Origin of the sequence: uncultured Candidatus Kuenenia sp., assembly GCF_900696675.1 — a bacterium.
GTDB classification, from domain to species: Bacteria; Planctomycetota; Brocadiia; order Brocadiales; family Brocadiaceae; genus Kuenenia; species Kuenenia stuttgartiensis_A.
Genome location: NZ_CAADGZ010000025.1, coordinates 1 through 25371, shown reverse-complemented (window position 1 = coordinate 25371; position 25371 = coordinate 1). Strand labels below are relative to the sequence as shown.

At 39.2% G+C, this 25371-nt stretch carries 26 protein-coding genes; 16 read left to right on the top strand and 10 right to left on the bottom strand.

What is annotated here, in order from left to right; translation table 11 throughout:
- Window positions 1-12 precede the first annotated feature (12 nt).
- The 9 genes from QZT26_RS06010 to QZT26_RS05970 all read right to left on the bottom strand — a co-directional run bounded on the left by QZT26_RS06010 (window position 13) and on the right by QZT26_RS05970 (window position 7618).
- A complete protein-coding gene (locus QZT26_RS06010; protein WP_164995566.1) occupies window positions 13-1632 on the bottom strand; it encodes a tetratricopeptide repeat protein in 1620 nt (539 codons plus the stop codon).
- A gap of 2 nt (window positions 1633-1634) precedes the next feature.
- On the bottom strand, window positions 1635-3038 hold the full coding sequence (locus QZT26_RS06005) for an undecaprenyl-phosphate glucose phosphotransferase (RefSeq protein WP_099325582.1): 1404 nt from the start codon (window positions 3036-3038) through the stop codon (window positions 1635-1637).
- Window positions 3039-3242: 204 nt separating this feature from the next.
- Complete coding sequence (locus QZT26_RS06000) at window positions 3243-3668, bottom strand: 4Fe-4S dicluster domain-containing protein (RefSeq protein WP_099325583.1); 426 nt, start codon at window positions 3666-3668, stop codon at window positions 3243-3245.
- A gap of 230 nt (window positions 3669-3898) precedes the next feature.
- Window positions 3899-4312, bottom strand: coding sequence for a biopolymer transporter ExbD (locus QZT26_RS05995; RefSeq protein WP_099325584.1), 414 nt, complete (start codon window positions 4310-4312; stop codon window positions 3899-3901).
- Between the two features lie 196 nt (window positions 4313-4508).
- Entirely contained in the window at window positions 4509-4670 is a 162-nt protein-coding gene (locus tag QZT26_RS05990) for a hypothetical protein (protein ID WP_295101205.1), read from the bottom strand.
- A complete protein-coding gene (locus tag QZT26_RS05985; RefSeq protein WP_164995565.1) occupies window positions 4652-4969 on the bottom strand; it encodes a hypothetical protein in 318 nt (105 codons plus the stop codon). Before QZT26_RS05985 ends, QZT26_RS05990 begins: the two co-directional genes overlap by 19 nt.
- 121 nt (window positions 4970-5090) lie before the next feature.
- On the bottom strand, window positions 5091-5285 hold the full coding sequence (locus tag QZT26_RS05980; RefSeq protein ID WP_099325586.1) for a type II toxin-antitoxin system HicB family antitoxin: 195 nt from the start codon (window positions 5283-5285) through the stop codon (window positions 5091-5093).
- 242 nt (window positions 5286-5527) lie between these two features.
- Window positions 5528-6103 (bottom strand): MotA/TolQ/ExbB proton channel family protein, encoded by a 576-nt coding sequence (locus QZT26_RS05975; protein ID WP_099325587.1) that lies wholly within the window; start codon window positions 6101-6103, stop codon window positions 5528-5530.
- A gap of 66 nt (window positions 6104-6169) precedes the next feature.
- Window positions 6170-7618: a TonB C-terminal domain-containing protein gene (locus QZT26_RS05970; RefSeq protein WP_295101202.1), complete on the bottom strand. Its 1449-nt coding sequence runs from the start codon at window positions 7616-7618 to the stop codon at window positions 6170-6172.
- A gap of 581 nt (window positions 7619-8199) precedes the next feature.
- Here QZT26_RS05970 and ychF point away from each other — a divergent pair.
- Complete coding sequence (ychF, locus tag QZT26_RS05965; protein ID WP_164995563.1) at window positions 8200-9288, top strand: redox-regulated ATPase YchF; 1089 nt, start codon at window positions 8200-8202, stop codon at window positions 9286-9288.
- 128 nt (window positions 9289-9416) lie between these two features.
- On the opposite strand, the gene pyrE is transcribed toward ychF, so the two are convergent.
- Complete coding sequence (gene pyrE, locus QZT26_RS05960; protein WP_164995562.1) at window positions 9417-10112, bottom strand: orotate phosphoribosyltransferase; 696 nt, start codon at window positions 10110-10112, stop codon at window positions 9417-9419.
- Between the two features lie 1223 nt (window positions 10113-11335).
- Here pyrE and QZT26_RS05955 point away from each other — a divergent pair.
- From QZT26_RS05955 to QZT26_RS05885, 15 genes are all read left to right on the top strand, one after another.
- On the top strand, window positions 11336-11551 hold the full coding sequence (locus QZT26_RS05955; RefSeq protein WP_099325592.1) for a type II toxin-antitoxin system HicB family antitoxin: 216 nt from the start codon (window positions 11336-11338) through the stop codon (window positions 11549-11551).
- Between the two features lie 670 nt (window positions 11552-12221).
- Entirely contained in the window at window positions 12222-12449 is a 228-nt protein-coding gene (locus QZT26_RS05950; RefSeq protein WP_099325593.1) for a DUF2283 domain-containing protein, read from the top strand.
- A gap of 565 nt (window positions 12450-13014) precedes the next feature.
- Complete coding sequence (locus QZT26_RS05945) at window positions 13015-16215, top strand: helicase-related protein (RefSeq protein WP_295101200.1); 3201 nt, start codon at window positions 13015-13017, stop codon at window positions 16213-16215.
- Between the two features lie 46 nt (window positions 16216-16261).
- On the top strand, window positions 16262-16825 hold the full coding sequence (locus QZT26_RS05940; RefSeq protein WP_099325594.1) for a transposase: 564 nt from the start codon (window positions 16262-16264) through the stop codon (window positions 16823-16825).
- A 59-nt stretch (window positions 16826-16884) separates the two neighbouring features.
- The gene (locus tag QZT26_RS05935; RefSeq protein WP_164995560.1) at window positions 16885-20085 is read left to right on the top strand and encodes a TaqI-like C-terminal specificity domain-containing protein; all 3201 of its coding nucleotides are present in this window, start codon (window positions 16885-16887) and stop codon (window positions 20083-20085) included.
- 132 nt (window positions 20086-20217) lie between these two features.
- Window positions 20218-21294 (top strand): ATP-binding protein, encoded by a 1077-nt coding sequence (locus tag QZT26_RS05930; protein ID WP_164995559.1) that lies wholly within the window; start codon window positions 20218-20220, stop codon window positions 21292-21294.
- A gap of 143 nt (window positions 21295-21437) precedes the next feature.
- Entirely contained in the window at window positions 21438-22316 is an 879-nt protein-coding gene (locus QZT26_RS05925) for a hypothetical protein (RefSeq protein WP_164995558.1), read from the top strand.
- 242 nt (window positions 22317-22558) lie between these two features.
- The gene (locus QZT26_RS05920) at window positions 22559-22774 is read left to right on the top strand and encodes a DUF3800 domain-containing protein (protein WP_157820566.1); all 216 of its coding nucleotides are present in this window, start codon (window positions 22559-22561) and stop codon (window positions 22772-22774) included.
- A 50-nt stretch (window positions 22775-22824) separates the two neighbouring features.
- Window positions 22825-23022 (top strand): hypothetical protein, encoded by a 198-nt coding sequence (locus QZT26_RS05915; protein ID WP_099325598.1) that lies wholly within the window; start codon window positions 22825-22827, stop codon window positions 23020-23022.
- Window positions 23019-23273 carry a type II toxin-antitoxin system RelE/ParE family toxin gene (locus tag QZT26_RS05910; RefSeq protein WP_099325599.1) on the top strand — a complete coding sequence of 85 codons (255 nt, stop codon included), beginning with the start codon at window positions 23019-23021 and terminating at the stop codon, window positions 23271-23273. Before QZT26_RS05915 ends, QZT26_RS05910 begins: the two co-directional genes overlap by 4 nt.
- Before the next feature lie 270 nt (window positions 23274-23543).
- On the top strand, window positions 23544-23771 hold the full coding sequence (locus QZT26_RS05905; RefSeq protein ID WP_099325600.1) for a DUF433 domain-containing protein: 228 nt from the start codon (window positions 23544-23546) through the stop codon (window positions 23769-23771).
- A 117-nt stretch (window positions 23772-23888) separates the two neighbouring features.
- Complete coding sequence (locus QZT26_RS05900; RefSeq protein ID WP_164994265.1) at window positions 23889-24131, top strand: hypothetical protein; 243 nt, start codon at window positions 23889-23891, stop codon at window positions 24129-24131.
- Window positions 24132-24324: 193 nt separating this feature from the next.
- On the top strand, window positions 24325-24672 hold the full coding sequence (locus QZT26_RS05895) for a hypothetical protein (protein WP_295101194.1): 348 nt from the start codon (window positions 24325-24327) through the stop codon (window positions 24670-24672).
- Window positions 24573-25076: a nucleotidyltransferase family protein gene (locus QZT26_RS05890; protein WP_164995556.1), complete on the top strand. Its 504-nt coding sequence runs from the start codon at window positions 24573-24575 to the stop codon at window positions 25074-25076. The genes QZT26_RS05895 and QZT26_RS05890 overlap by 100 nt, the downstream gene beginning before the upstream one ends.
- Entirely contained in the window at window positions 25069-25239 is a 171-nt protein-coding gene (locus QZT26_RS05885) for a hypothetical protein (RefSeq protein ID WP_157820569.1), read from the top strand. Before QZT26_RS05890 ends, QZT26_RS05885 begins: the two co-directional genes overlap by 8 nt.
- Window positions 25240-25371 lie beyond the last annotated feature (132 nt).

The window sequence follows — 25371 nt, the reverse complement described above, 5'->3', positions numbered from 1 at the left end:
CCTGCTTTTTATTTACCTCTTCAGATTTTTTATATTTTCCATAACTTCATCGGCATCTGGCGCTTCGGGATTAAGCTTTAAGTAGGTTACATAATCTTTTAATGCTTTTTCTTTACATGCTAAATCGCGGTGAGTATTTGCACGATGAAGATATGCAAGGGGATTGTAAGGAAAGAGTTCTATGGAGGTATTAAGATCCGAAATGGCTTCAGAAGGCATTCCTAATATTTTTTTTACAAGTGCACGTTCATAATAAACACCTGCAAGCATTGGTTTCAATGCTATCATTTTGTTAAAATCTTCAAGAGATTCCCTGAAACGCCCGCTTCCGCGATACGCCTTTGCCCTTATGTAATATGCAAAGGCATTTTCAGGAACAGATTCAATAAAGGTAGTTATGTCCTGTATCGCCTCTTCGTAACGCATTGCATCGGCATGAAGGATGCTTCTTTTCATGTAAATATCTACATTGCCCGGATCAAGTTCCAATGCCTTATTAAAATCGTTTAACGCCTTTTCCGGTTCATTTGATTCGGCGTATGCCAGTCCCCTCGCTGCGTAAGCAGGGGCATATGCCGGATCAAAAGTTATCACCATGCTTAAATCGTGTATTGTTGATTCTATTTGTCCAATTAAATAGAATGCGATGCCTCTGTTATAATACGCCAATTTTGAGCCGGGGTCTAATGATATTGCCTTGTTATAATCCATTATGGCAGTATCAATATTTTCCATTTTGGCGTGATATGACCCCCGGTTATAATACGTCGACGCATAATCCGGATTCAAATCAACCGCCCTGTTATAGTCTGCTATTGCCAGTTCATTATTGCCAAGTTTTTCGTGGAGTACGCCCCTGTCACAAAAAGCAACTGCATCGGTATCGCGCAATGCCATAGCTTTGTTCACGTCGTGTAATGCATCTTTTAAATTGCCTTTTTGTTTTTGAACAAGGGAACGATTTAAATAAACACTGGCAAGCACCTCATCCACGGTAAGGTTTTTTAAATAATATCCATTCACAATACTTTTTTCAGAGATAGCCTTTCCTGGAACGTTTATGTAATAACGATCCGGTATGGAAAGTCCGTTATAACCTGTCTCTATGTTTATTTTATAACTTCCGTCATCATATCGCACAAACATATGTTCCGGCACACTTACTCCATATACCGGCAATTGAAGATTCTCTGCTATGCAAAGATACAGGAGAGATAATCCTACACAGTTTCCAATTTTATTGTCCAATACCTTATTTAGAAATATATATTCAATATCCCCCTTTTGTGTATATTTAAACCCGAATGTATCAAAAAGAATAGCATTTATCGTACTGATGATATACTCCGGCGTTTTATTTTTTCCTACAGATGTTTTTATGCTTTCACATATTTCATCTAATTGTTGAAGGTAATGTGTTTTGTCTATTCCCTGGCAGGATTCCGAGGCAATGTCAAGAATAATGCTTGCAATACCTTTTTTCTCCGGTTCGATTTCCCATACATGGTTAGGAATATGGTCATCTGCTGATACGTGAAAAGCAACGTTTCCCTTATCCGTAAAAAAGAAACCCTCATAGATTGCACAAAGAAGAAAACAAAGTAGCAGGGCTTTTTTAACGCTATGTTCCATAATCAATAGGCATGTTTGTTGATAAAGCCGCGCCATAATGTAAGCCAGATAATCTTCAAATCAAATTTCATCGACCAATGTTCAATGTAGTATAGGTCGTATTTTATACGTTTTTCAAGGGACGTATTGCCGCGGAAACCGCAAACTTGCGCCCACCCGGTAATCCCCGCCTTCATTTTGTGCCGTAACATATATTTTGGTGTGGTATTTCTGAAATTCTTTATAAAAACAGGCCTTTCAGGACGCGGTCCGACAATGCTCATATCTCCCCACAACACATTAAAAAATTGTGGCAATTCGTCTAAACTTGCCATTCGTAAGAATTTCCCGATTTTCGTACAACGGGGATCGTTTTTCTTTGTCCAGACAGGGCCGGTTTGTTCCTCCGCATTTATGCACATCGTCCTGAATTTAAGCAGGTTAAAAAGTCTTCCATCCAACCCCATCCTTTCCTGTTTATAGAAGACAGGCCCCTCCGAGGTGAGTTTTATTACTATTGCTATCGTTAACATAATTGGGGCTGCTACGACCAGCACAATGATGGCAAAAACAACATCCAATGTCCTCTTCAAAATAACACTCCACCCGTAAAGTGGAGTATCGCGCAGGCTTATAAGGGGCATGCCCTCAAATTCACTAACATTTCCGCGTAATGTCACAAAATCAAAAAGATCTGGCAAAACCATGATCGTAACCATTTCATCGCCAATATGCTCTAATACCTCTTTTAATTGGTAATGTGAGTGAAAGGGCAATGTGATAAAAACAATATCAATATTATGCCGTGTAATTAAATCACGAATATCAGAAAATTTACCTATAACTTCTATTCCGGAGATTTTTTTGCCGATAATGCTTGCGTCGTCCGACACAAACCCTGCTACCTGTATGCCCAGTTCCAAATGTTTTCTTAATTTGCCTGTAAGTTCTTGTCCCAGTTTTTCCGTGCCAACAACCAATGCGTACCTTTGGTTAAAACCTTTGTGCCGTATAAACCGCAAAAACTTTCTGAATATTACCCTTATAAAGCACAGGAATACGATGCTAATAATCCAAAAAAAGAGGAATATTACCCTGGAAAACTCATCCTGACGGAAAAGAAACGTTAGGGAAATGAGTATTAATGTTGCAAAGGTAGATGCCTTCACAATATCTATAATCTCTGATAATTTAGTAGAAACCCGGCGGGGACGATATAAACCAAATGTCTTAAATACAATTCCCCAAAGGGGAATCATAAAAATTAATAAAATGATGTAATTTTTGAGAGGAGGTATACCCTTATACACAGGGATAATTTCAGCATAACAGCGTAAATAATACGCGGTTATCCATGAAACAGACAAGGCACACCAATCGGCAAGCAACAACAATGATTCAAAAAATTTGCTGTGTTTTTTTAGCATAGGTAAGCACTACACCAAACTACCCTATTTGTTATTTTAAAAAAACACCCGCATTGCATAGAAAAAATTCTCAAACCAGCAGGACTTATCTGTAAAAAATCCGTCACGTTACTCTATTGCTTGAGCAAAAAGTTTTAAAAGCAATGGGTTTTGTAAAAAAAACATCTTAATAGTGCAGCGTATAAATTCAGGCTATTTTGTGTCCTATACGTAAACAAGAGCCCCTGTTTTACACGCCTCAACACACGCCATCGTATCGAATCCCTTACAATCATCACAATTAAAAGCGTATTTAAGTTCAGTATTTTTGGTAATGGCGCCAAACGGGCAAGCACTTACACACTCCCAGCACCCAACACATTTTGCGGTATCAATTACAACATTTCCATCCTCATATTTTGTAATTGCCCCATACTCACAAGAAGCCATACACTTTGGTTTTGCGCAATTCTGGCACACCGTCATATATGGATGATCTTTCCGGATAGACACTTGCAAGCGGTACTGCGATTTTGGATTTTCGGTAAAAGCATCATAAAGGTTTCGGGACGATGAATGCCTCACCGCACACTCGATCATGCATTGTTTACACGTTACGCATTTGCTTTTTATAAATTTTTTTTTCAGCATAGGTTCATACTCCTGCGTTTGACAAGTTCATTAAACGGTTTCTCTACAATTTATCTTCATAAATAAGTCAACGTGGGGAGAGCTTCCTGAAACCATGGATTGCTCAGATAAAAATATCAATACTCTGTGAAATCAGTAGCTTCAATCTTTTTTAATTGGTGGATAGTTTCTCCTCTCCAGTACAACGAGTATTTTATAATAGAATGATAAAAGCCGCAAACAAAATTCTGCTATGGTTGTTTTTCAGGGTCAACAATAGTAGGAGCGACTATCTTCTTCAGACCAGCCCCTTTAGCGGCATCCATTACGTCAATGACAAGTCCGTAGGGAACATTTTTGTCCACCCGCAAAACAAGGGTCTTTTCCGTTTGTTGAGAAAAAGCCTTCTTCAATACCTGTATAAGTACTTTTCTTTCAACAGGTTCATTCTGGAAAAATAACCTTCCGTCACGGGAAATATTTAATACTTGTTCATCTACTTTGCTGGTTGGTGTGTGTTTTGTCGTGGGAAGTTCCAGTTGAATATTTGGCTGATCGATAAAGGTTGAGGTAACCAGAAAGAATAATAGGATAATGAACAACATATCCACCAATGGAGTAAGATTAATAAATGATTTTGAAGGAGTTTTTTCTCTGAATCTCATTGTTTAATTACCAAATTTCTACGGGTTAGGGTTTGTAACCCGAAGCCCACATGTTTTCTATGGTTGATTTCTCTATCGCTCGCATAGAGTGTTATTAACTAAATTGTAGAGACGTATTGCAATGTGTCTCTACCCTTGTTCAGATTTTAAGCCCTAACCGTCGGAGTGCGCTGTCGCTTCTCTCACCTTAAATAACTCAAATTTTGGCTTTTTTCTCTTGAACTCGTTTCAAACAAGATGGGCTTTCGGATGCTTTTTCATACCATAGAGCGCGCTTATTCGATGCCTTTATTTCCTTAAAACCTTCTTCTTCCAGATGTTTTTTAATAGCATTTTCTTTTAATATTCTTTCAGCCATTTCGGATACCTTTCTTTGTAAAATTCGAAATTGTCTTTAATATCCTTTATTGCCATCGTCAATGCCTGTCCGTTATCGAGGAAATCATACCAGATTTTTCTTGTAACTTTTCCATCTGTATTGAGAATATCTTTATGTGGACAGCCGTGTCCACTATCATATCTAAGAATTTCATGCCATTCGCCTTCAAACGCGGACAAAAGCTTTACGACAAATTCTGTAACATATCCCTTTTCTGTTTTAAAGTGCACATAAACAATAGTTTTTTCTTCCAATTCCAAAAAATATTCTTTATCCATATTATCAAAGGAAATATTCCATTATTGAAATAATAATGTCGCATTTGTTTAAATCAACAGTGCTTTTCCGCCGCTTATATAGCTTCTTTTCAAAAAACTAAAGTGTTACCAGTAAATAGCATCAGGCATTTACCTCTACCTCATAAATAGCGCCTTTGTTTTCCTCAGCAAGCATTGTTAAATATGTATGAATTGCATCTTTAATGTTTTCCAGAGCATCTTCTAAAGTATCTCCTTGGCTGTGGCAGCCATGGTAGATTGGACAATGCACATCATAGCCATATTCACTTTTATGCACCACTACCGGGTATTTCATTTGTCAGCCCTCTTTTCAAAACAAAATTAGTTTATGATTTTACTATTCATCAGGTTTGTTGGCATTGCCATTAACTGGCACACGCGCCAAATACCACTATCCTTTTTTCCAGGATTCGATAATTAATGGCAACTTCATAAAATCTATCCTTTTTCTAAAGCTTGTTTTCGATGTATTGTCTTCCTTTAATTCTTTTCTGAAAAGCCCTTTTATTGTAACTCCAAACAAAAAATATCTTTTCTCTATACTTCGGGTGGATAAAGCTTGTTGAGAATAGTGAGGGAATATTCTTCTATTTCACGGACATAACCATCCACCTTCCTGTCAAAATAATTATATGCAACCAAAGAAGGAATTGCAATGCACAGGCCAAACACCGTTGTACGTATGGCAACCGCCAGGCCTCCGGCAAACGCCTTCGCATGTCCAAGTCCCAGTTCAGAGATAATGGCGAAGATATCTTCCAGCCCTAATACGGTACCCAGCAACCCCAGCAAGGGAGCGATTGCGGTAATAACCTCCAAAAGCCAAAGACGCTTTTCAAGCACCCTTGTTTCCTGCCTTCCCATGGCCTGGATATCAATAAACTTTTCTTCCCGCGAGAGGTGGTTATTCGAAAGAATACGCCGCAAAAGATTCGAAAAAGGGCCTTCTATTACCTCGCATTTTGAGATTGCAAACGGTATGTCTCTCGGGCTCTTTATTGCTTCTATTGTCTGTATTATTTCAGGTTTGAGTATCTTGTTCTTTCTTAAATTAATTGCCCGCTCCATAATAATTGCGAGTGAAAACACCGAACATACCAATAACGGTATCATTATCGGCCCTGCTCCCAATAGCCATTCCAAATTACTATTCCTCCTGTTATGTATTTTTCTGAATAATTAGAAAAAATAAAAATTAAACTTTACATTAATAGATGATTCCTTAATGTGTGAGGGAAAGGGGTCCAGCGGAGAAGCACTCTTAATAGAAGAAACAATACGCGAGGCAAGTTGAAAATTACCCGCATCCTCCACAATTTTTACCCCTTCAATAGCACCATTTGGCAACACTTTGAATTCAATAATAATCGGCTTGTCTTTGTTCGTCACCAGGTTAATCTCTGCCCGTGTGCCATATCCCAGAAACCAATACAATGATATTCTCTGCCGGATATGTTTAAAATATGCTGCATACTTGTGTTGTTTAACGTTAAAAGACGGCGCCCCTGGAATTTCTGCATTAGACAGCGTATCTTCAAACAACACCGGATCATTGCCGGAGCCTTCATCCTTGGCAGCAACATTAAAGGAGGCCTTGGGCTGCTCCTTTTCAGCTACAACCTTCTGGCTTTCCCCGGTGGTTTCTCTTTTATTTTGCTGTGTAACACCGTATGTTCCTGCTGGCGGTGTAGTTACATGGTCTTTTCTCTCTTTTCCAGTTTCTTTCGTTATTTCACTTTTCCTTATGCCTTGCAATTCTTGCGGCTCTGGTAACAACTCGCCTTTTTCCACCTTTGACGCATTTTTAATATTCCTTGTTTCTTCCAGAACATGTATCCCCTCCTGGCGGGAAATTTTCTCGGGGAATCTTTCCTGCCTAACGCCGGCTTCTGCCGCTAACGTTTGTTTCTGCAGTTCTTTTCCATCGGTATCCGTCAGGGTAGTGGTTTTATCGGTTTCATCTGCCTTTCCCGCGGAGGGCACTCTTTTGTATTCTTTTACGTCAACCCTTTCCTGCTGCATACCTATGGAGTCAATTTGTTCTTTCTGAGGAGCTGGATTTTTTTCTGTCTGCCGAGATTCCCTGGCAGCATTGTTTTCTGCAACTCTCTCTTCCTTACTGCCAGGCTTTTCAACCGTTTTCTGCGCCTGGTTTTGCCGCTGGTCTTCAATGGAAATGCCCTGTTCGCCTTTTCCCAGCAAAGGAACCTTTGACTGTCCGCCTGCGTATGGTTCGTTGTTAAGCACACTTGTGTCATCCGGGTTTTTGCCTTTTGCGGAAGCCCCTTTTTCACCAATCCTGTCTGTTTCGGCGGAGGGTTCCTCTTCTTCTTTGTTTTGGGAAGTATCCGTAAACGTCTTATCCTTCTTCTCCTTTTCTAATAGGCTTTTTTCCTTCGATACTTCAGAAGCCGTGAGTTCTTTTTTATCGTCCTTACTTTCCAGGTCAAATGTAATTGTGAATTCATCCGGTTCACGCACAAAACTATCTCTGAGCGATCTGATGCTTAATAACTGATTTCCCTGAGGAGAAAAGAAAAAAAAAAGGCCATGGATTGCTACAGAAACAATAATAAGGAGGGCAAACAGGTATCTTTTATAAAAATCGGAAAGGTGTTTAATGAACATATTATACCGTCACGGGTTAGCCGACAACAGTTTTAACGCAGGTATTAGGAGGAGATATAAAGCATAATAATCGTTTTTTTTATTCGTACTAAAGTTTAACGCACGCATATTTTCTTGTCAATATAATATAAGAGCCGTCCTTTCTGCGGTAAATAACTATCCTATTGATAATTTGTAACATTTTAGTTTTTTGAAAAAGTAGGGGGCGAAGCATTTGCCGCAAATTGTCATACATGCGTTCATACCCAAAACGGGCAAATGCTTCGTCCCTACACTGTGCGGCAAACATCGCTATTATTGGAATTTTTCAAAAAACTAAAGCGTTACGATAATTTTCAAATTTTTTATTGAGAAAACCCCGTAAAGTCCATATAGTTATCCAAATTTGCGAAAAAGATAAATTACAGGTAGTATGTATTTTTACAAATTGTATGTTTTTAATAAATACAACGTTCAGGAATTTCAATATTCTTGTAGAGACGCATTGCATGCGTCTGGAAACTGCTGCGCGTGAATAAAATGTTGACAAAAACAGAGAGACGCATGCAATGCGTCTCTACATTTAAAAATGGGGATAAAAAATGGGTTTAAACTGTGGTATCGTAGGTTTGCCAAACGTTGGGAAATCTACCATCTTTAATGCGCTAACATCTGCCAAGGCAGCATCTGCAAATTATCCTTTCTGCACAATCGACCCCAATGTGGGTGTGGTATCGGTGCCGGATATACGTATGGATAAAATAGCGGAAATAATATCAACGGAAAAAATTGTCCCTACAATAGTTGAATTCGTTGACATTGCAGGACTGGTAAAAGGGGCAAGCAAGGGCGAGGGACTGGGGAATCAGTTTCTGGGACACATCAAAAACGTAAATGCCCTATTGCATGTAGTGCGCTGTTTTGAAAAAAGCGATACCATCCATGTGGAAGGTAGTGTTCACCCGGAAAGGGATATCGACATTATTAATACAGAACTGATCCTGGCGGATATTGAAACGGTAGATAAAAGATTAAACAGGAGTGAAAAATTAGCAAAGACCGGGGACAAAAAAAACCTGGCAACTATTGATGTTCTGAAAAAGGTTAAAAACGCCCTGAACAATGGCGTACCGGTACGGTTATTGTGTTTGACCGATGAGGAAAAAGCCGACATTGCAGACCTGCATTTAATCACGTCGAAACCCGTATTATATGTGGCAAATATCTTTGACATAGAACAGGACAAAAAATACATCGACGCCATTGCCGGGTTTTCAAAAAAAGAAAACTCCGGGTTTGTCGTCATTTCCGGAGATATCGAATCAGAAATTGCGCAAATGGAACCCTCTGAAAGGAAGACGTATTACGAAGAAATGGGGCTGCAGGAATCGGGACTCGAAAAGCTTATCCGGGAAACATACCAATTACTGGGATTTATTACCTATTTTACCGCCGGGCCAAAGGAAATAAGGGCATGGACTATCCTTCAAGGCACAAAAGCGCCTCAGGCGGCAGGGGTAATCCACTCGGATTTCGAGCGGGGTTTTATCCGTGCGGAAATTTATAATTATAACGATCTTATCACCCTGGGTTCTGAACAAAAGATAAAAGAAAAAGGGCTTTTGCGGCTGGAAGGCAAAGACTACGTCATGAAAGACGGCGATATCGTTCATTTCAGATTTAATGTGTAACCTTTTTACCACCCATCATCTCCCCTCTAAAAAGAGGGGCCGGGGGGTGTGTCAATTTTTCGAAAACCTTATTTGTCTGACTATATTTATAATGAGAGGATGCCGGCTTATGCTGGGGAGAGATAGGGTTACGGTTTGTTTTTATAAGCGTCAATCAATTCATCCCGCGTAAAGAGGGACTCAAATATAACCATTTTCTTTTCTATATTCTCCCTGCCGCCTTCCTGCCTGTCTACAAGCGCAATTACCTTAACAATTTCAAGTTTGTGTTCCCTTGCCCTGTCTATGGCCTGAATAGTAGAACCCCCTGTGGTAACCACATCGTCCACAATCACCACCTTATCGCCTTCCGACACATTGCCCTCAATAACCTTCATAAGCCCGTGTGATTTGGCTTCCTTCCTGATAACAAATGCCTGAACTGGTTTTACTCTGAGGTCTGACCATTGATCTCCGACCTCTGACCTCTGACCTCTGGCTTCTGACATAGCGCTTACCATGGCGGTTGCAAATGCTATAGGATCTGCGCCATGGGTTAGGCCGCCTATGGCATCTACGTCAAGATGCCTGATTTTTTCATAAAAAAGACTGCCAATAAGCAACATTGAGGATGGATTAAGGGTTGTCGCCTTACAATTAATATAATAATTGCTTGTCTTTCCGGATGTAAGCTTGAAAACAGGCCTTTCATCATACTTAAACGATCTTTCTATAAGTGCTTGCAGTAATGCTTTTCTGGCGTTATCGATGTTTATGGGCGAGTTTTGTACAGATTCAAAATTAATTGTCAATTGTATACTTCTCCTTTTTAAGCCGTCTTCCATGTTAATATCATCTCCGGATAGTTTGTAATCATTTTTTCAAAATAGGTGCTTGCCGGTGCAATTCTATCCCACATTAATATTGCCGGCTTCAGAAAGATACGTTGCTATTTTTTATCTTTCATCGGCGCCAATGTTATAAAAATGTATACTGGCCAGATATGTTTTTTCCTTCGCCCCGGCATACATTCCATTTCTAACGCGCACAATTATTCCAAAGCCCTCAACAGTTTCGTTCTTAACAGGCAGATCAAATGTTATTTTAACCGGCGTAAAAGAGGGCAAATATTCTGTGGTCTCGCAACACCCCCCCCCGTTCACTCAAATTTATGCTATTCGCGGGAAAAGTATTGCCATCCACACACAATGTGACAGGAAAGTTAGTCCCAAATCTTGGAGAAACCCTTCTTTCTTCAGACACGTTATGCAACTCCTTTCATTTGCCTAATGATGTTTATAATAAACGTATAGCTCAATTAACAACGCGGTAATAACAATAATAGAAATAATGATAATTGTTTTTTTCACATAACCCTCCTCCGGTTTAGAGAGTAATTTAGCAAAGGTGTAATGATTTTAAAAGTAAATATTTATTATTTTGCAACAATATGCTAAAAAATGGAAAGAAAAGGAGTTGGCGGCACAAAACTGGAGTTCAACAACCCATGCTGAAGCAGTTGCGCAATCCACTCACAGTCCTTCATGTCGGTCTTCCGGTCGGTTTACAATATACGCATGCCCCAGACACATTTTCATCGTTTCTGGGTGCCGCTAAAGCGGCATGATGACTGGTTCGTAAAACGTAAAATACGGGAAAAAATTTGCATTCTTCTTTATTTTTGTGTTACCATCCTTTCTTTTCCAGGGAAACGCAATTTCCTATCCTCTCTCCATTTAAAAGAAACTTGATATTTTCAAACAGTGAATGATAGCCAATGACTCGAAAATAAGCCGCAACAAAAAAGTATAAAGATACCAATATCGCCATGTGATCGGCCGCGAAATCGGCGATCTCGGCAAGGTCATATGTACCCGCAAACCAACACGCTTGCCAGTGGTTATGACTCGCGATGAAGTGAAAGCTGTTCTTGCAAACTTGACGGACGATAAGTGGTTCATGGCCTCGCTTATGTACGGCTCGGGGTTATAGTCAAAAGCGTCTGGTTTTAGAATAATAAACACACCCCTTATATGATGAGTAATTTTAGAGAGATAGGAGGTTCTCAATGAAATTTACAGCAATTATTGAACGTGAATGTGATGGACATGTATCACTGTGTCCGGAGTTAGATATTGCAAGCCAAGGTGATAGTATTGAACAAGCACGGGACAACCTTCGGGAAGCATTAGAACTGTTTTTTGAGACAGCATCCGCTGAAGAGATAAAACATCGACTTCACGATGATGTTTTCGTAACGCAGGTTGAGGTGGCAGTTGGGTAAACTCCGAGTTTTGTCTGGCAAAGATGTATGCTCGATTTTGGCAGCACATGGTTTCATAGAAGTGCGTCGCCGTGGTAGCCACATCGTCATGCAAAAAAACTTCCCCAAGGCACAATAACGGTTACTGTCCCAGACCTTGATGAAGTCAGAATTGGAACGCTTCAATCCATCATCCGTCAATCAGGGCTGCCTCGGGGTGAATTTGAAACATGAGGATTTGGTGTCTAACAAACCGCTGCACCTGACCGCGATTCCGCTGCGCTCCATAGCGGCAGGTGGGCTTTGTCGTTATGCGGTATAATTAAATCATTGGTGTCCAATAAGGCCACTGGCTTCTTGAAAATTTAATTTAGATAAGAGTGTAATTAAATATAAAACATTGGAGGGGATGTGAGAACCCCTGAAGAGTCAAAGATCGTATGGACTGACTATATGAAATATAGAGCCGAATTAAGAGGATTTGAACTACTTAAGGTTGAAAATATATTGCGGTATTCGGGAGAAATATACTTCGATACTGCAACCCAACGTTTAATTGCAGTAGGTAAACATGATGATAGACTGGTTATAATTCCATATGAGAAACAGGGGTGTGAAATAACACCTATCTCAATTCATGCTACTACGCGTCAACAAATTAATTTCCGACTTAAAACTGGGAGATTCATATATGGATAAAACAAAGATGGCATATTTTAAAGATGAAGATATTCTGCATATAATTATCTCTGAGGAAAAAGAAGCAGATAGCATTGAGTTAAGCCCGAATATTACGGCTGAGCTGAATGAAAGCGGAGAATTAATTGGCATAGAAATATTAGAGGCAAGTTCTTTTCTTCGCGATTCAATATTGGAATCATCACAAGCTAAAATACTTAAATTAAAAAAAACCGTATAACAATCAAATCCAGCGGACGGCTAATAGTCCACCGCTGATTTCTGTCGTTATGTTTCACGATGACTGGAGTGCGGCATGAAGCTGGAAAGCTTTGGCGATGTACTTGCATCCATAAGGAAGAACTCTATTGATCCCTCAGATTACAGCGATTGTACGGGTGCATTCCTGATTTTTTGTAACTTCCGCTATGTTTTAATGAAACGTTGCAGTAGTGTTAACCCTGACAGGGTTGTTTCGTCCTGACCCCATCATTAACGGTTACAAAAAAACGGGAATGCTCCCGATTGTACAGATTAAAAAAACGTAGGAACACGGAGCACCATGTCCCTGCAATTGACCAATGACCAATGACGAAACACCTTCTAATTACAAGCCCAAATTCCGCAGACAAGGAAAAATGTTCAATGCTCAATTCTCAAATTGTTGCTCATTTTCCTCTATTCTTTTACATTGAATATTGAATATTAATTTTCAAAAAGGTGCTAACGGAGCTTTTCGCGGTGTTTTTTCAAAAATCTAAAGTGTTGCAAAAGACTTCTTAATGAAGATGGGGAATAGCCGCATTGTGAACTCAGATTTAACCTTTATTACCAATGAAGAAAATAGAAGCCTCCTGGAAAGATTCAGGGTCCTTATTGCAGACACCCGGCTCTTTGATGTACTCGTTGGTTATTTCTATACCAGCGGATTTCATGCCATCTACAAATCCCTGGAAGATACCGAAAAGATCAGGATTCTTATCGGGATAAGTACAAACAAACAGGCAATAGAACTCATTCAAAAAGCAAAAAACAATCACCAGCCATTCCTTCCATATTCTCACGCCGAAGTAAAAGAACAATTCGAACAATCTGTCACGGAAGAAGTAGAAAATGCTGAGGATAGAACAGAAGTTGAAGGGGGGATCCTTAAGTTTATTGAATGGCTGAAAAACGGAAAACTGGAAATCAGGGCTTATCCCACCGAAAATATCCACGCAAAGCTTTACATTATGACTTTTGTGGAAGGTGACAGGGATACCGGGAGAGTCATTACCGGGTCTAGTAATTTTACTCAATCAGGCCTTGTTGATAACCTTGAATTTAATGTAGAGTTAAAAACCAGGGCGGATTATGAATTTGCACTCCAAAAATTCAATGAACTGTGGAAAGACGCCGTTGATGTAAGGGAACGATATATCTATACGATTCAAATAAAGACATGGCTGAACAACACCATTACCCCTTACGAATTGTATCTGAAATTTTTATATGAATATTTCAAAGACGAACTCAGTCAGGCAGATGAAGTGTTTTTGAAATATCTTCCCCATGAATTTAAAAAACTGGAATATCAGGAGCAGGCAGTTTTAAACGCCAGGAAGATACTTCTGGAATACGGCGGCGTTTTTATCTCTGATGTTGTAGGGTTAGGCAAGACATACATATCGGCAATGCTGGCAGGACAGCTTGACGGCAGGACACTTGTCATTGCCCCTCCTGTGCTGCTTGAAAGATCGAATCCCGGTTCATGGACTAATGTATTTTCCGATTTCAGGGTATCGGCGGATTTTGAATCACTCGGTAAATTGGATGACCTTATTGACAGAGGGACAGAGAAATACACCAATATTATCATTGATGAGGCACACCGTTTTAGAACGGAAACAACGGTTACCTATGAGAAATTGGCGGAAATCTGTCGCGGCAAAAGGATTGTCCTTGTAACGGCAACGCCTTATAACAATGCGCCAAAAGATATTTTAAGCCTTTTAAAATTATTTCAAAAAGCCAAAAAAAGCACTATCCCAAATCTTCAGGACATGGAAGGCTTCTTTAATGGCCTGGATAAAAAGTTAAAAAAACTGGACAGGCAGAAAGATTATATTAGATACATAAATACGGTAAAAGAAAATGCGCGGGAATTACGGGAAAAAGTCCTCAAATATCTCATGGTTCGCCGTACCAGAACAGAGATTGAGAGATATTTTGGTGAAGACATAAAGAGCCAAAACATTAGATTCCCTTACGTTGAAAAGCCTGTTCCTCTTTTTTATGAACTCAACGATACGGAGGATGAAATATTCAGCAAAACCATAGCATTGATAGCGCAAAAATTCAAATACGCCCGTTATATGCCTATGCTTTATTATGACGGTAAAGTTGGCCAGCTTGAAAAGCAGTCACAGAAAAACATGGGCAAGTTTATGAAAATACTGCTTGTTAAGCGTCTTGAAAGCAGTTTCTTTGCATTTAAAAATTCGGTGGATAGATTCCTCCGCTCTTACGAGATGTTTATAAAAGAGCTTGATGACGGAAGTGTTTATATAAGCAAGAAACACACCGGTAAAATATTTGAGTTGCTTGATAGTGACGATGATGAAGCCGTCCAGCGGTTGATAGAGGAAGGCAAGGCGGAAAGATATGCAAGCAGTGAATTTAGAGAAGGCTTAAGAGAAGACTTACTGCACGACCATGACATTCTGCTTGAAATTAAAAAACTATGGCATCACATTGACCGCGACCCAAAGCTTTTAAAATTTTTGGGAGAATTATCCCTAAACCCGGTCTTAAAAGCGAACCATCTGATTATATTTACGGAATCAAAGGAAACCGCAAACTATCTGTTCAAAAACATAAATGAACATTATCCGGATAATGTTCTGTGTTTTACTGGTGATTCAGGCGAGGCAACGAGGGACAAGGTTATTGAAAATTTTGACGCCAAATCACGTCATCCTAAGGAAGATTACCGGATACTGGTCTCTACGGAAGTATTGGCCGAAGGCGTTAACCTGCACCGTTCCAATACAGTGATAAATTACGATATCCCCTGGAATCCTACCCGCATGATGCAGCGCGTAGGGCGTGTCAACCGCGTGGATACGCTATTTGAAACGATACATACCTTTAATTTTTTCCCGACCAAACAATCGAATGACCAGATAAAACTGAAAGAAGCGGCAGAGGCTAAAATCAATGCCTTCTTAACCCTGCTTGGAGGCGACGCAGAACTTTTAACAGAAGGAGAACCCATAGGCTCGCATGAATTATTTAACAGGTTGATTTCCAGACAAACGCTGGAAGGTGAGGAAGGGTCGGAGGAAAGCGAATTGAAATACCTCCAGGTCATTAAAGAGATTCGCGATAAAGACCCCGACCTTTTTGAAAAAATAAAACGCCTCCCCAAAAAGGCGCGCACTGCAAAAACCCTGACAGGGTTCTCAACCCTGTCAGGGTTAATTACCTACTTCAGACGGGGAAAACTCCAGAAATTTTTCAAAGCCGGCAGTAAAAATGTGGCGGAAGAACTGGATTTCATATCTGCGGCAAAGATTTTGGAAAGCGCCCCTGATGAAGAAAAGAAAGACCTTCCCGGACACTTTTACGAACTTCTGGATAAAAACAAAGCGGCATTTATCTTAGCGACAACGGAAGAAGTGCCGCAGCAATGGCAAAGGGGCGGACGTGACAGCACGGCAAGTATCCTGAGAATTTTAAAGGCAACCACGAAGAACACCCAAAAACTGACAGAAGACCAGGAACTATACCTCAAAAAAGTCCTCACCCAACTCGAGGAAGGCGGACTGCCCAAACAGACTGCAACGCAAACACTGAAAACCCTGAATGCGCTGAAGAATGAAATCGTTAACCCCCTCAAGGTACTGGCAGTACTTCGGACGCATATACCGAAAAAACTTCTGGAAGAACATTATGCTGAGCAAAACCCAGCGGTATTTGGCAAGCGGGAAGTCATATTATCATTATATTTGACAGCAAAACCCTGACAGGGTTCTTAACCCTGTCAGGGTTACTTGTCCTTGGAGGAAGACAATGAGCACAACTATCACGCCACTGTTACCAGGACACTGGTATCATATTTATAACCGGGGTATCAATGGCGAAACCATTTATCACACCGAGGCAAATTACCAATATTTTCTGGACTTGCTCGCCAAATATGTTTTTCTCACAGCAAAAGTATATGCCTATTGTCTTATGAAGAACCATTTTCACCTGTTGGTTTCTATTCATGATGATACAAAGAGAAAGCCACATCTGTATTTTTCAGATATGTTTAACAGCTATACACAAGGGCTTAACAAACACCTGGGAAGGACGGGGAGTCTCTTCGAACGCCCCTTTCGCCGTAAGGTGATTTCATCCGAAAAACAGCGGGTTCAGGTGACTTTATATATACACAACAATCCCAGGCATCATGGTATCATGAACGACATTGCGAAGTACCAATACTCTTCTTACAGGGCAGTGATGTCAAGCGCCCCAACGAAAGTAGAGCGTGAAGAAGTGCTTTCGTGGTTTGGTGGGCGTGATAGTTTTGTGGCTTATCATGGTGCCAGTCGTGATGACATTTCAGATGATTTAACATTGGAGTAAATTTACCGTCAACCCTGACAGGGTTTGAAACCCTGTCAGGGTTAAAATGAGGCATTGACATGGATAAACAACAGGCAAAACAAATTATTCAGGAGACATTTGAGAACCCTTTTGATAAGGGCAGGTTTACCCTATTCATCAAAAATCTTCTGAACCATATTGAAGAAAACCGCATTCCTCCACGTCATGGTCAATTCATTCCTGACGCTTACAAGCCATACATCAGCAGTCTGGCGCGAATCGGCAAATTCAATGACAATGAAAACAGGGTTGATATCCTTATCATAAAACTTCAGAAAGAGACCTCCCTTGAACGCGCCCGCACCATGCAGCGAAACTTTGTTGCCGGGTATTTACAGGGCAAATACGGTAGTTCAAATGAAAAAGAAGCTGCACTGGTTGCCTTTGTATCCCCGGATTCGGCAGACTGGCGTTTTTCACTGGTTAAGATGGACTATAAGTTTGAACAGACTCAAGCCGGCAGAATGAAGGTAAAAGAAGAGTTTACACCTGCACGCCGATGGTCATTCCTGGTAGGCGCAAACGAAACCAGCCACACCGCCCAGAGCAGGCTGGTTAATATGTTGGCAAATGATGAGCATAACCCAACCCTTAAAGAACTGGAACAGGCATTTGACATTGAAACCGTTACCAAAGAATTTTTCATCAAATACCGTGATCTTTTTATCCGAACCAAAGAAGAATTGGACAAGGTGGTAAAAAGCGATGCAAAAATCAAAGCAGATTTTGAGGCAAAAGGGGTCAACACCGTTGATTTTGCCAAAAAACTTCTTGGACAGATTGTATTCTTATATTTCCTTCAAAAGAAAGAATGGTTTGGCGTTGGGCGTGATGCAGCCTGGGGTACTGGTCCAAAAAATTTCCTGCGCTTACTCTTTGAAAAGAACATGGCCGATTATAAGAATTTTTTTAATGATATCCTTGAACCGCTGTTTTACGAGGCGCTGGCAATTGAAAGAACAAATGATTTTTATAGCAGATTCAATTGCAAGATTCCATTCTTAAACGGTGGCCTGTTTGACCCGATTAATAGTTACGATTGGGTGCATACAGATATCATCCTGCCCAATGAACTCTTTTCTAATAAAGAAAAGACAAAGGAAGGGGATATTGGCACTGGTATTTTTGACGTGTTTGATCGGTATAACTTTACCGTGAGAGAAGATGAACCGCTGGAAAAAGAGGTGGCAATTGATCCGGAAATGCTGGGAAAGGTGTTTGAAAATCTCTTAGAGGTTAAAGACCGTAAGTCCAAAGGCACATATTACACGCCTCGCGAAATTGTTCATTACATGTGCCAGGAAAGCCTTATTAACCATCTCGACGCTACTATAAATCCACCAAAGACTACCGTTAAAGAACCTGTGTTTACCCCAAATACGCCCACCCAAAAGAAACTCTTTAGAGATACGAAGCCGAGGCAATTGTGTCTTACATCAGAAAAATACCAACCGGTAGTTCCGCGCGAAGATATTGAGTCCTTTATCAGGCACGGTGATATAGCAATTGAACATGACGTAACCGCAAAAGAAAAACATGCGGAAAAGTCTGATTACAATGGAAAATATAAGAAATATAAGTTGCCAGAAACTATCCGCGCACATGCAAAACTTATTGATGACGCACTTGCAGATATAAAGATATGTGACCCTGCTATAGGCTCAGGTGCTTTTCCTGTGGGGATGATGCATGAAATTGTCAGGGCACGACAAACCCTTACCACATATTTAGGAAATACTGAGGAAAGGACATTATACAATTTCAAACGCCACGCCATCCAGGAATCCTTGTATGGTGTAGATATCGACCTTAGCGCTGTGGAGATTGCCAAGCTAAGACTCTGGCTATCCCTCGTAGTGGATGAAGAGGACTACCAGACCATCAAACCGCTGCCAAATCTTGATTACAAGATTATTTGCGGGAATTCACTGCTGGAAGTAGAAAAGGATTTGTCGAATAGCGAACTGTTTAAGGAAATGGAAAAACTAAAACCTCTCTACTTCGATGAAACCAATATAAAAAAGAAAAAAGAACTGAAGCAGAAGATAGATAGTTTAATCGGAGGCATTACTGAAAATAATAAGCTTTTCGATTTCGAGGTGTATTTTAGTGAGGTGTTTCACAAAAAAGGCGGCTTTGATGTGGTAATTGCCAATCCGCCGTATGGAGCAGAGATTGATAAAATAACGTTAAAAAAGATAAAGCAGAATCTCTCTGATACGAATAATTCAAATAGCGCTGCTATTTTTATAGATTATGGCAAAAACAGAGTAATTGGTGAAAGAGGAACGCTTACCTTTATAGTTCCTAAATCGCTTCTTTACTCAGAAAATTGGTTTAGCCTTGTGAATTCAATGCTTGGTAATACCCATATTTTAGTTGATGTTGAAAAGGCCTTTGAAAAAGTAAAGCTTGAACAAGTAGTGTTTGTATATAGTAAGTCGATTCATAAAAAAGAATATTTAGCAAGAAAATTTCTAGACAATGATTTTATCAGATCGACAAATATTTTCAACGACCTTGTTCTTAAATACAAAGCCTGGATATGCGATGTTTCTCCGGAAGAATTGAACATTGGAAATAATTTGAAGATTGATTGCGTTTACATGAAAGATATTTCAGAAACGAAAAGAGGCGTTGGCCTTCAAAAATATCTTTCGAACGATGGAGACCATCCTGTTATCGGCGGAAAGAACATTTTTAGATACGGTTGCAACGGTGTAAAGGGTTATTTATCAAAAGAGATTCTCAAAAGCAACCGAAACAAATTGGCCTTTATGCAACGGCCAAAAATTATTTCACAAGACCTTGTGGCTCATATTCAGAATCCGATTCCACGTATTATGATTACATCATTTTATGATGGTACTGGTAAGATTATAGGTTTAGATACAGTTCAAAATACGATAATTACTGATAGTAACTATGATCATAAGTATATATTGGCTTTATTGAATTCTACCTTTGTAAGCTGGTATACGTATAAGTTTATTTACTGCGCAGCGATAAGGACGATGCATTTTGATAATTATTACGTTGGTAAAATTCCCATACCTAAAATTTCTCATAAGGATCAACGTCCGGTCACTATTCTTGTTGATCAAATCCTCGCCGCCAATCAAGAATGCCCCGATGCCGACACATCGGCGCTGGAAAGACAGATTGACCAGATGGTATACAAACTCTACGACCTCACGCCAGAGGAGATTGCGATTGTTGAAGGGGAAAAGAAAATATAATCCCGTTGAGTTGTAAGATGTTGCGGAATTACCGAGAAACTAATTTGGCAGAACCACGAACAGACAAATTTTCGAAGCATCATTAAATATTAGAATTGGAATTGACAAATTTTGATAACCAGGAGTGTGATTATGGGAAGATCAGAAGATATTTTTGAAAAGATCGTAAAGGATGGGGAAAAGGCTATCAATGAATTTATTTTATCTCAAAAATCAGAAGAATTGTTTTTAGATTTTAAGCGCTCTGCTGACGAGGGTTCTGGTTCAAAATTAAATGACACGGACAGGAAAAATTTAGCAAAGGCTATTTCTGGTTTTGGAAATTCTGAAGGTGGGGTTGTTGTTTGGGGAATAGACTGTTCAAAGAATGAAGACAATGCCGATGTGCCACATAGTAAATATCCTATCAAAAATGTAAAAAGATTCGTGAGTTGGTTAGAAGGCACAGTATCTGGTTGCACAGTGCCACCGCATACTAAAGTGCAACACCATTATATTGTTATAAATGATAAAGAAGATGGATTTGTCGCTACGATGATTCCTAAAAGTGATCATGCTCCACATCAGGTTGTAGTAAACTGCAATTATCAATATCATTACTATATTAGAGCAGGTTCAAATTTCGAGCATACACCTCATGCAGTACTGGCAGGAATGTTTGGACGCAGGCCGCAACCTGATGTATATCATAATTACCTTATAGATCCAGCAGAGATAATTAACGGAATAATGAAAATACGGATAGGTTTTGCAATACGTAATAATGGTCCTGGCGTTGCAAGTGATTTGTTTATGAATCTCAATACAATGTTACTTCCTGGTGAAAATTGTGATTGTACTCCTGATGTTAAAGAGGATCATTGGATTCCACAAATCACCAAAGGTTTTAAAAAAGGACAAGTGATAGTAAATGCAATTAGCAGATATACCCTCCGTTTGGCACCAGAAGTTTTTTATACACCAATTTCGATATTATTGGACATTGCACCACCATTTACAGAAAAACTGATAATTGATGGAAACTGTGGTTGCGGTCAATCACCTTCATGTAAATTTAGAATTGAAAATGATTGTAAGACTATAGAAGATCTTTATAACAATTTTGTTGAGAAGGGTAAAAATTGTATTTTGACTGACAAAGAAAAATACAACTTAGCGATAAAAATTTTGAATATAGCGCCTACGCATAAACGTAGCAATTCCAAATAAATAGCAGTGAGGATTACTCGTAAAACATTGACAATCAAGCCTACGTCCACGATTTGGAAAAACAGATTGCCCAGCTTATCTATAAACTTTACGGACTAACAGAGGAAGAAATTAAAATTGCGAAAGATACAGGCAGGCAATAAATGAATATGAGGTATCAAATTTATAGCGATGAATCTGGACATGAGAGATTTCGCTCTGTTGGTATACTATCTGCAGAAAAAACTAACATTGATAAATTAAGAGACGAATTAGAAATCATTTTAAAGAACCATGGTAGGCGGTGTATAGAATTTAAAAAGATTGCTGGTGATAAAGAAAAAGAGGATTCAGCTAAGAACTTTGTATCAAAAGGAGTTGAATACTGTGCTGCTAATAAAATTCGCATAGACGTTCTTTCCTGGGATACGCAAGATAGAAGACACAGCATCAAAGGTCGAGATGACAACAAGAATCTTCAAATGATGTATTACAAAATATTAAAATGTATACAACAACGTTGGAGGCATGATACTTTAGATTGGGATTTTTATCCAGACGAACACAGTGCTATTGATTGGAGAGAGATAATGGAATACCTTGAAAATACAAATTTAAGTAAAAAAAACAAGATTGAAGATACTCTCTTTGGTATGATTAAAAATTATCATTTTCCTCATTTTCATGCCCATTCAGAAGCAAAATCGCACGAGGAACCAATAACTCAACTCATTGATATTTTTACAGGATTTGCACGATATTCTTTTGAAAAAGGAAAAACTTTTTTAAATTGGAGAGAGACAGAGAGGTTTCAGCGCCAATTGAAACTTTTCGAAACTTCAAAAGAAAAACTCGAATTAAGCAGAGGGGATCTTTCAAAGTTTAAAGTGTTAAAAACGCTCGATGAACTATGTAAAAAATACAGAATGGGAGTAAGTATTAATGAGCGAGAACATCTTTACACATTTTCACCAGAAAGGCCTTTAAATTTTTGGTTCTATAATCCACAACATGAATTTGACAAAGCCCCTGTCAGAAAATGAAAAGTTCTGCTACATCCTGAGGTAAAGGGTCGAATCTTTCAAATTGACAAATTAAATTTGAAGGGACAAGTTCAATGGCGCATCTTTTCTATCAAGAAAGATGAGGATTACTCACAAAACACTGACAAACAAGCCCCGTTAGATAGGCATGTCAGTTATCTAACGAGGCTGATCAAATGGTTTACAAACTCTACGACCTCACGCCAGAGGAGATTGTGATTGTGGAGGGAAAATAAACAGGATTGATTTATCATATCTATTGTGACGAAAGCAGGCAGTCGAAAGATCGCTTTATGGTAATAGGCGGCGCAATTATTCCATCGGATAATGTAGAGCCGTTTAATAAAACGATGCAGAAATACCGAAATGAACAAAAGATGTTTTCAGAGCTAAAATGGTCAAAAGTAACCAATCAGAAACTTACCGAATACAAAGGTTTAATAAATAATATAAATTGATATAATGCTTATATCTTATTCTATCATTGCTTGAAAGAGGATGTATTTAAATGCGGGAATTGAAAGTGCCCGTATCGGCAGATGAAATTATAGAAGCGGTGAAAAAGATGAAAAAAAGCGACAGGGAGGCTTTTGTTGAGGATCTACTGGCTATAACTTCTCCTGAGTATTTACAGAGCATTAAAGAAGCAAGGGCAGGCTACAAGACAGGCAAGACAAAATCCCATAAAGAGATTTTTGGAAAATGAACTATAACCTTGTTTATACTTACAGGGCAGAGAGGGACATAAAGAAACTGGATTCTTCGATAAAAAACCGTATCGGGAATGCCCTTTTAAAACTTCGGGATAATCCCTTATTATATTCTGAAAAACTGAGTGACCCTGCACTTGGGACATACAAATTCAGGATGGGAGATTACAGGGTAATCTTTGATATTGAAGGCAGCGAGTTGTTATTCTCAGAATTGGCCATAGAAGGGAAATTTATAAAAGATTGATATAACCCTTAGCTCCCACTCAATCCATCCTTGCCAAAACCTTCCGCGGCGAACGCTGGGAGTGATTAAAGGGAAGAATCATTCAAAATGACAAGTTATATTTGAAGGGAAAAGTTCAAAGGCGAATCTTTTCTATCAAGAAAGACGAGTATTACTTGCAAAACATGGATAAGCAATTTGAGAAAACAGTTAGTGGGTTTGTTATAATATAATAAGAAAAGTAATTAGAGTACTGAGCGTACGTTTTAAAATAGAAAGGAATTACGTAAAATGAATACGGCAATTGAGAGAATAGCGATTGATCCAAAGATATGCAGTGGAAAACCCTGTATTAAAGGCACAAGAATACCAGTACATATAATACTTGACCTTCTTGCCGCTGGAGAAGATTTTGATGGTATAAAAAAGGCATATCCCAATATTACGGATAAAGATATTAGGGCATGCCTGAATTATGCAGCAGTTCTTGCTGATGAAGAAGCCGGGGTTACGGCGTGAAGATTTTTGCCAATGAAAACCTCTTTGAGCCAATTATTGATTATTTAAGGTCTTTAGGGAATGATGTGCTGAGTATCAGAGACTGCGGTCTTTCCGGTATTTCTGATGATGAGGTATATGAGATGGCGTGCAAGGAAAACAGGGTCATTATTACCATGGACAAAGACTTCACAAGAATATTCAGATTTCCTCCCCAAAGATGCGGGGGGAATTGTTGTTGCTAAAATTTATAAAAGACCTGTTGATGAGACGCTCACAATATTCAGAAAATATTATCAGTCTATCAAGGCGGAGGACGTAAAAGAAAATCTGGTTATTATTACCCCGGAAGGTGTACGGATAAGAAGGTCAGCAAGATGACGAACGACTTCCAATTCTCCCTTACTCTTGTTACCCAAACCCCTGCTGTAAAAGAATAACATTTCTTTTTATCCCGCTTTGATAAACCAGGGGGGGCGTGCCTTGATCAGAGATTATAATGTTGAGTATTCATGACTGTTTTAAGTTTTTCTGCGCATATTTGCTCTCATGAAAAGAGGATTATCTGCAAAACATGGACAAGCAAGCCAAAGTCCGCGATTTGGAATGCCAGAGTAATACCAGAAGTTTACCGTCTAACGGGGTTGACAAGATTGTCTACAACCTTTACGACCTCACGCCGGAGGAGGTTGAGATTGTGGAGGGGAAAAAGGGGAAGAATGGGAATAAACAGAGCAAACTGTATAAATATTTCATCGAAGTAATGCCATGTACCGCCTTGCAGAAAATGTTTGGTTTTGAAGTAAATCGGAAGGAAAGAATATGTATTATTTTGAGATACTGGAAGGATTGTATAAGAGAGATGTCAGATATCTCATCGTGGGCGGATTGTCTGTCAACCTCTATGGTGTTCCACGGGTAACCCAGGACATAGACATCGTTATTGCTATGAGTAAAGAAAATATTCTTAAGATAACCTCCCTATTGAAAGAATCAGGCTATATTCCTCGCCTGCCCGTAAATCCCGAAGACCTTGCAAACCCCGAGAATGTAAAAGACTGGATAGAAACTAAAAACCTTAAGGCTTTTAGTTTCTATCATAAAAAAGATAATTATAAGGTTGTTGATATTGTGCTTGTTCATCCATTGGATTTCGAAAAATCGTTTATAAACAGAACAATCAAAAAGGCAATGGATATAGACATTTATCTGGCATCAATAGATGATATAATAAAGATGAAAGAATTTAGCGGAAGAAGTCAGGATTTAAGTGATATTGCAATGCTCAGGAAAGTAAGGAAATATCTGGAGGAAGAGAATGGATAAGGGATTTATGTATACACTTGAAGATGAAAAAATAATGGAATATATGAAATTATCCACAGAGGAAAAATTAAAATGGCTGGACGAAATCAACGAGTTTAACAAAATAGTATTAAGTGAACGCGAGAAGGGGTTAAGGGAGAAATTAAGAAAATGCGAAATATAATAAATCCCATGTTCCGGAAAGAAATTACTAAAGTCAAATTTGGCAAACACTTATAAACATTGATTCTGCGACTACATGTCTTTTGGAAGTCTTTTAATTACTGGCCGAAAACAACATTGGACATTCCAAGTT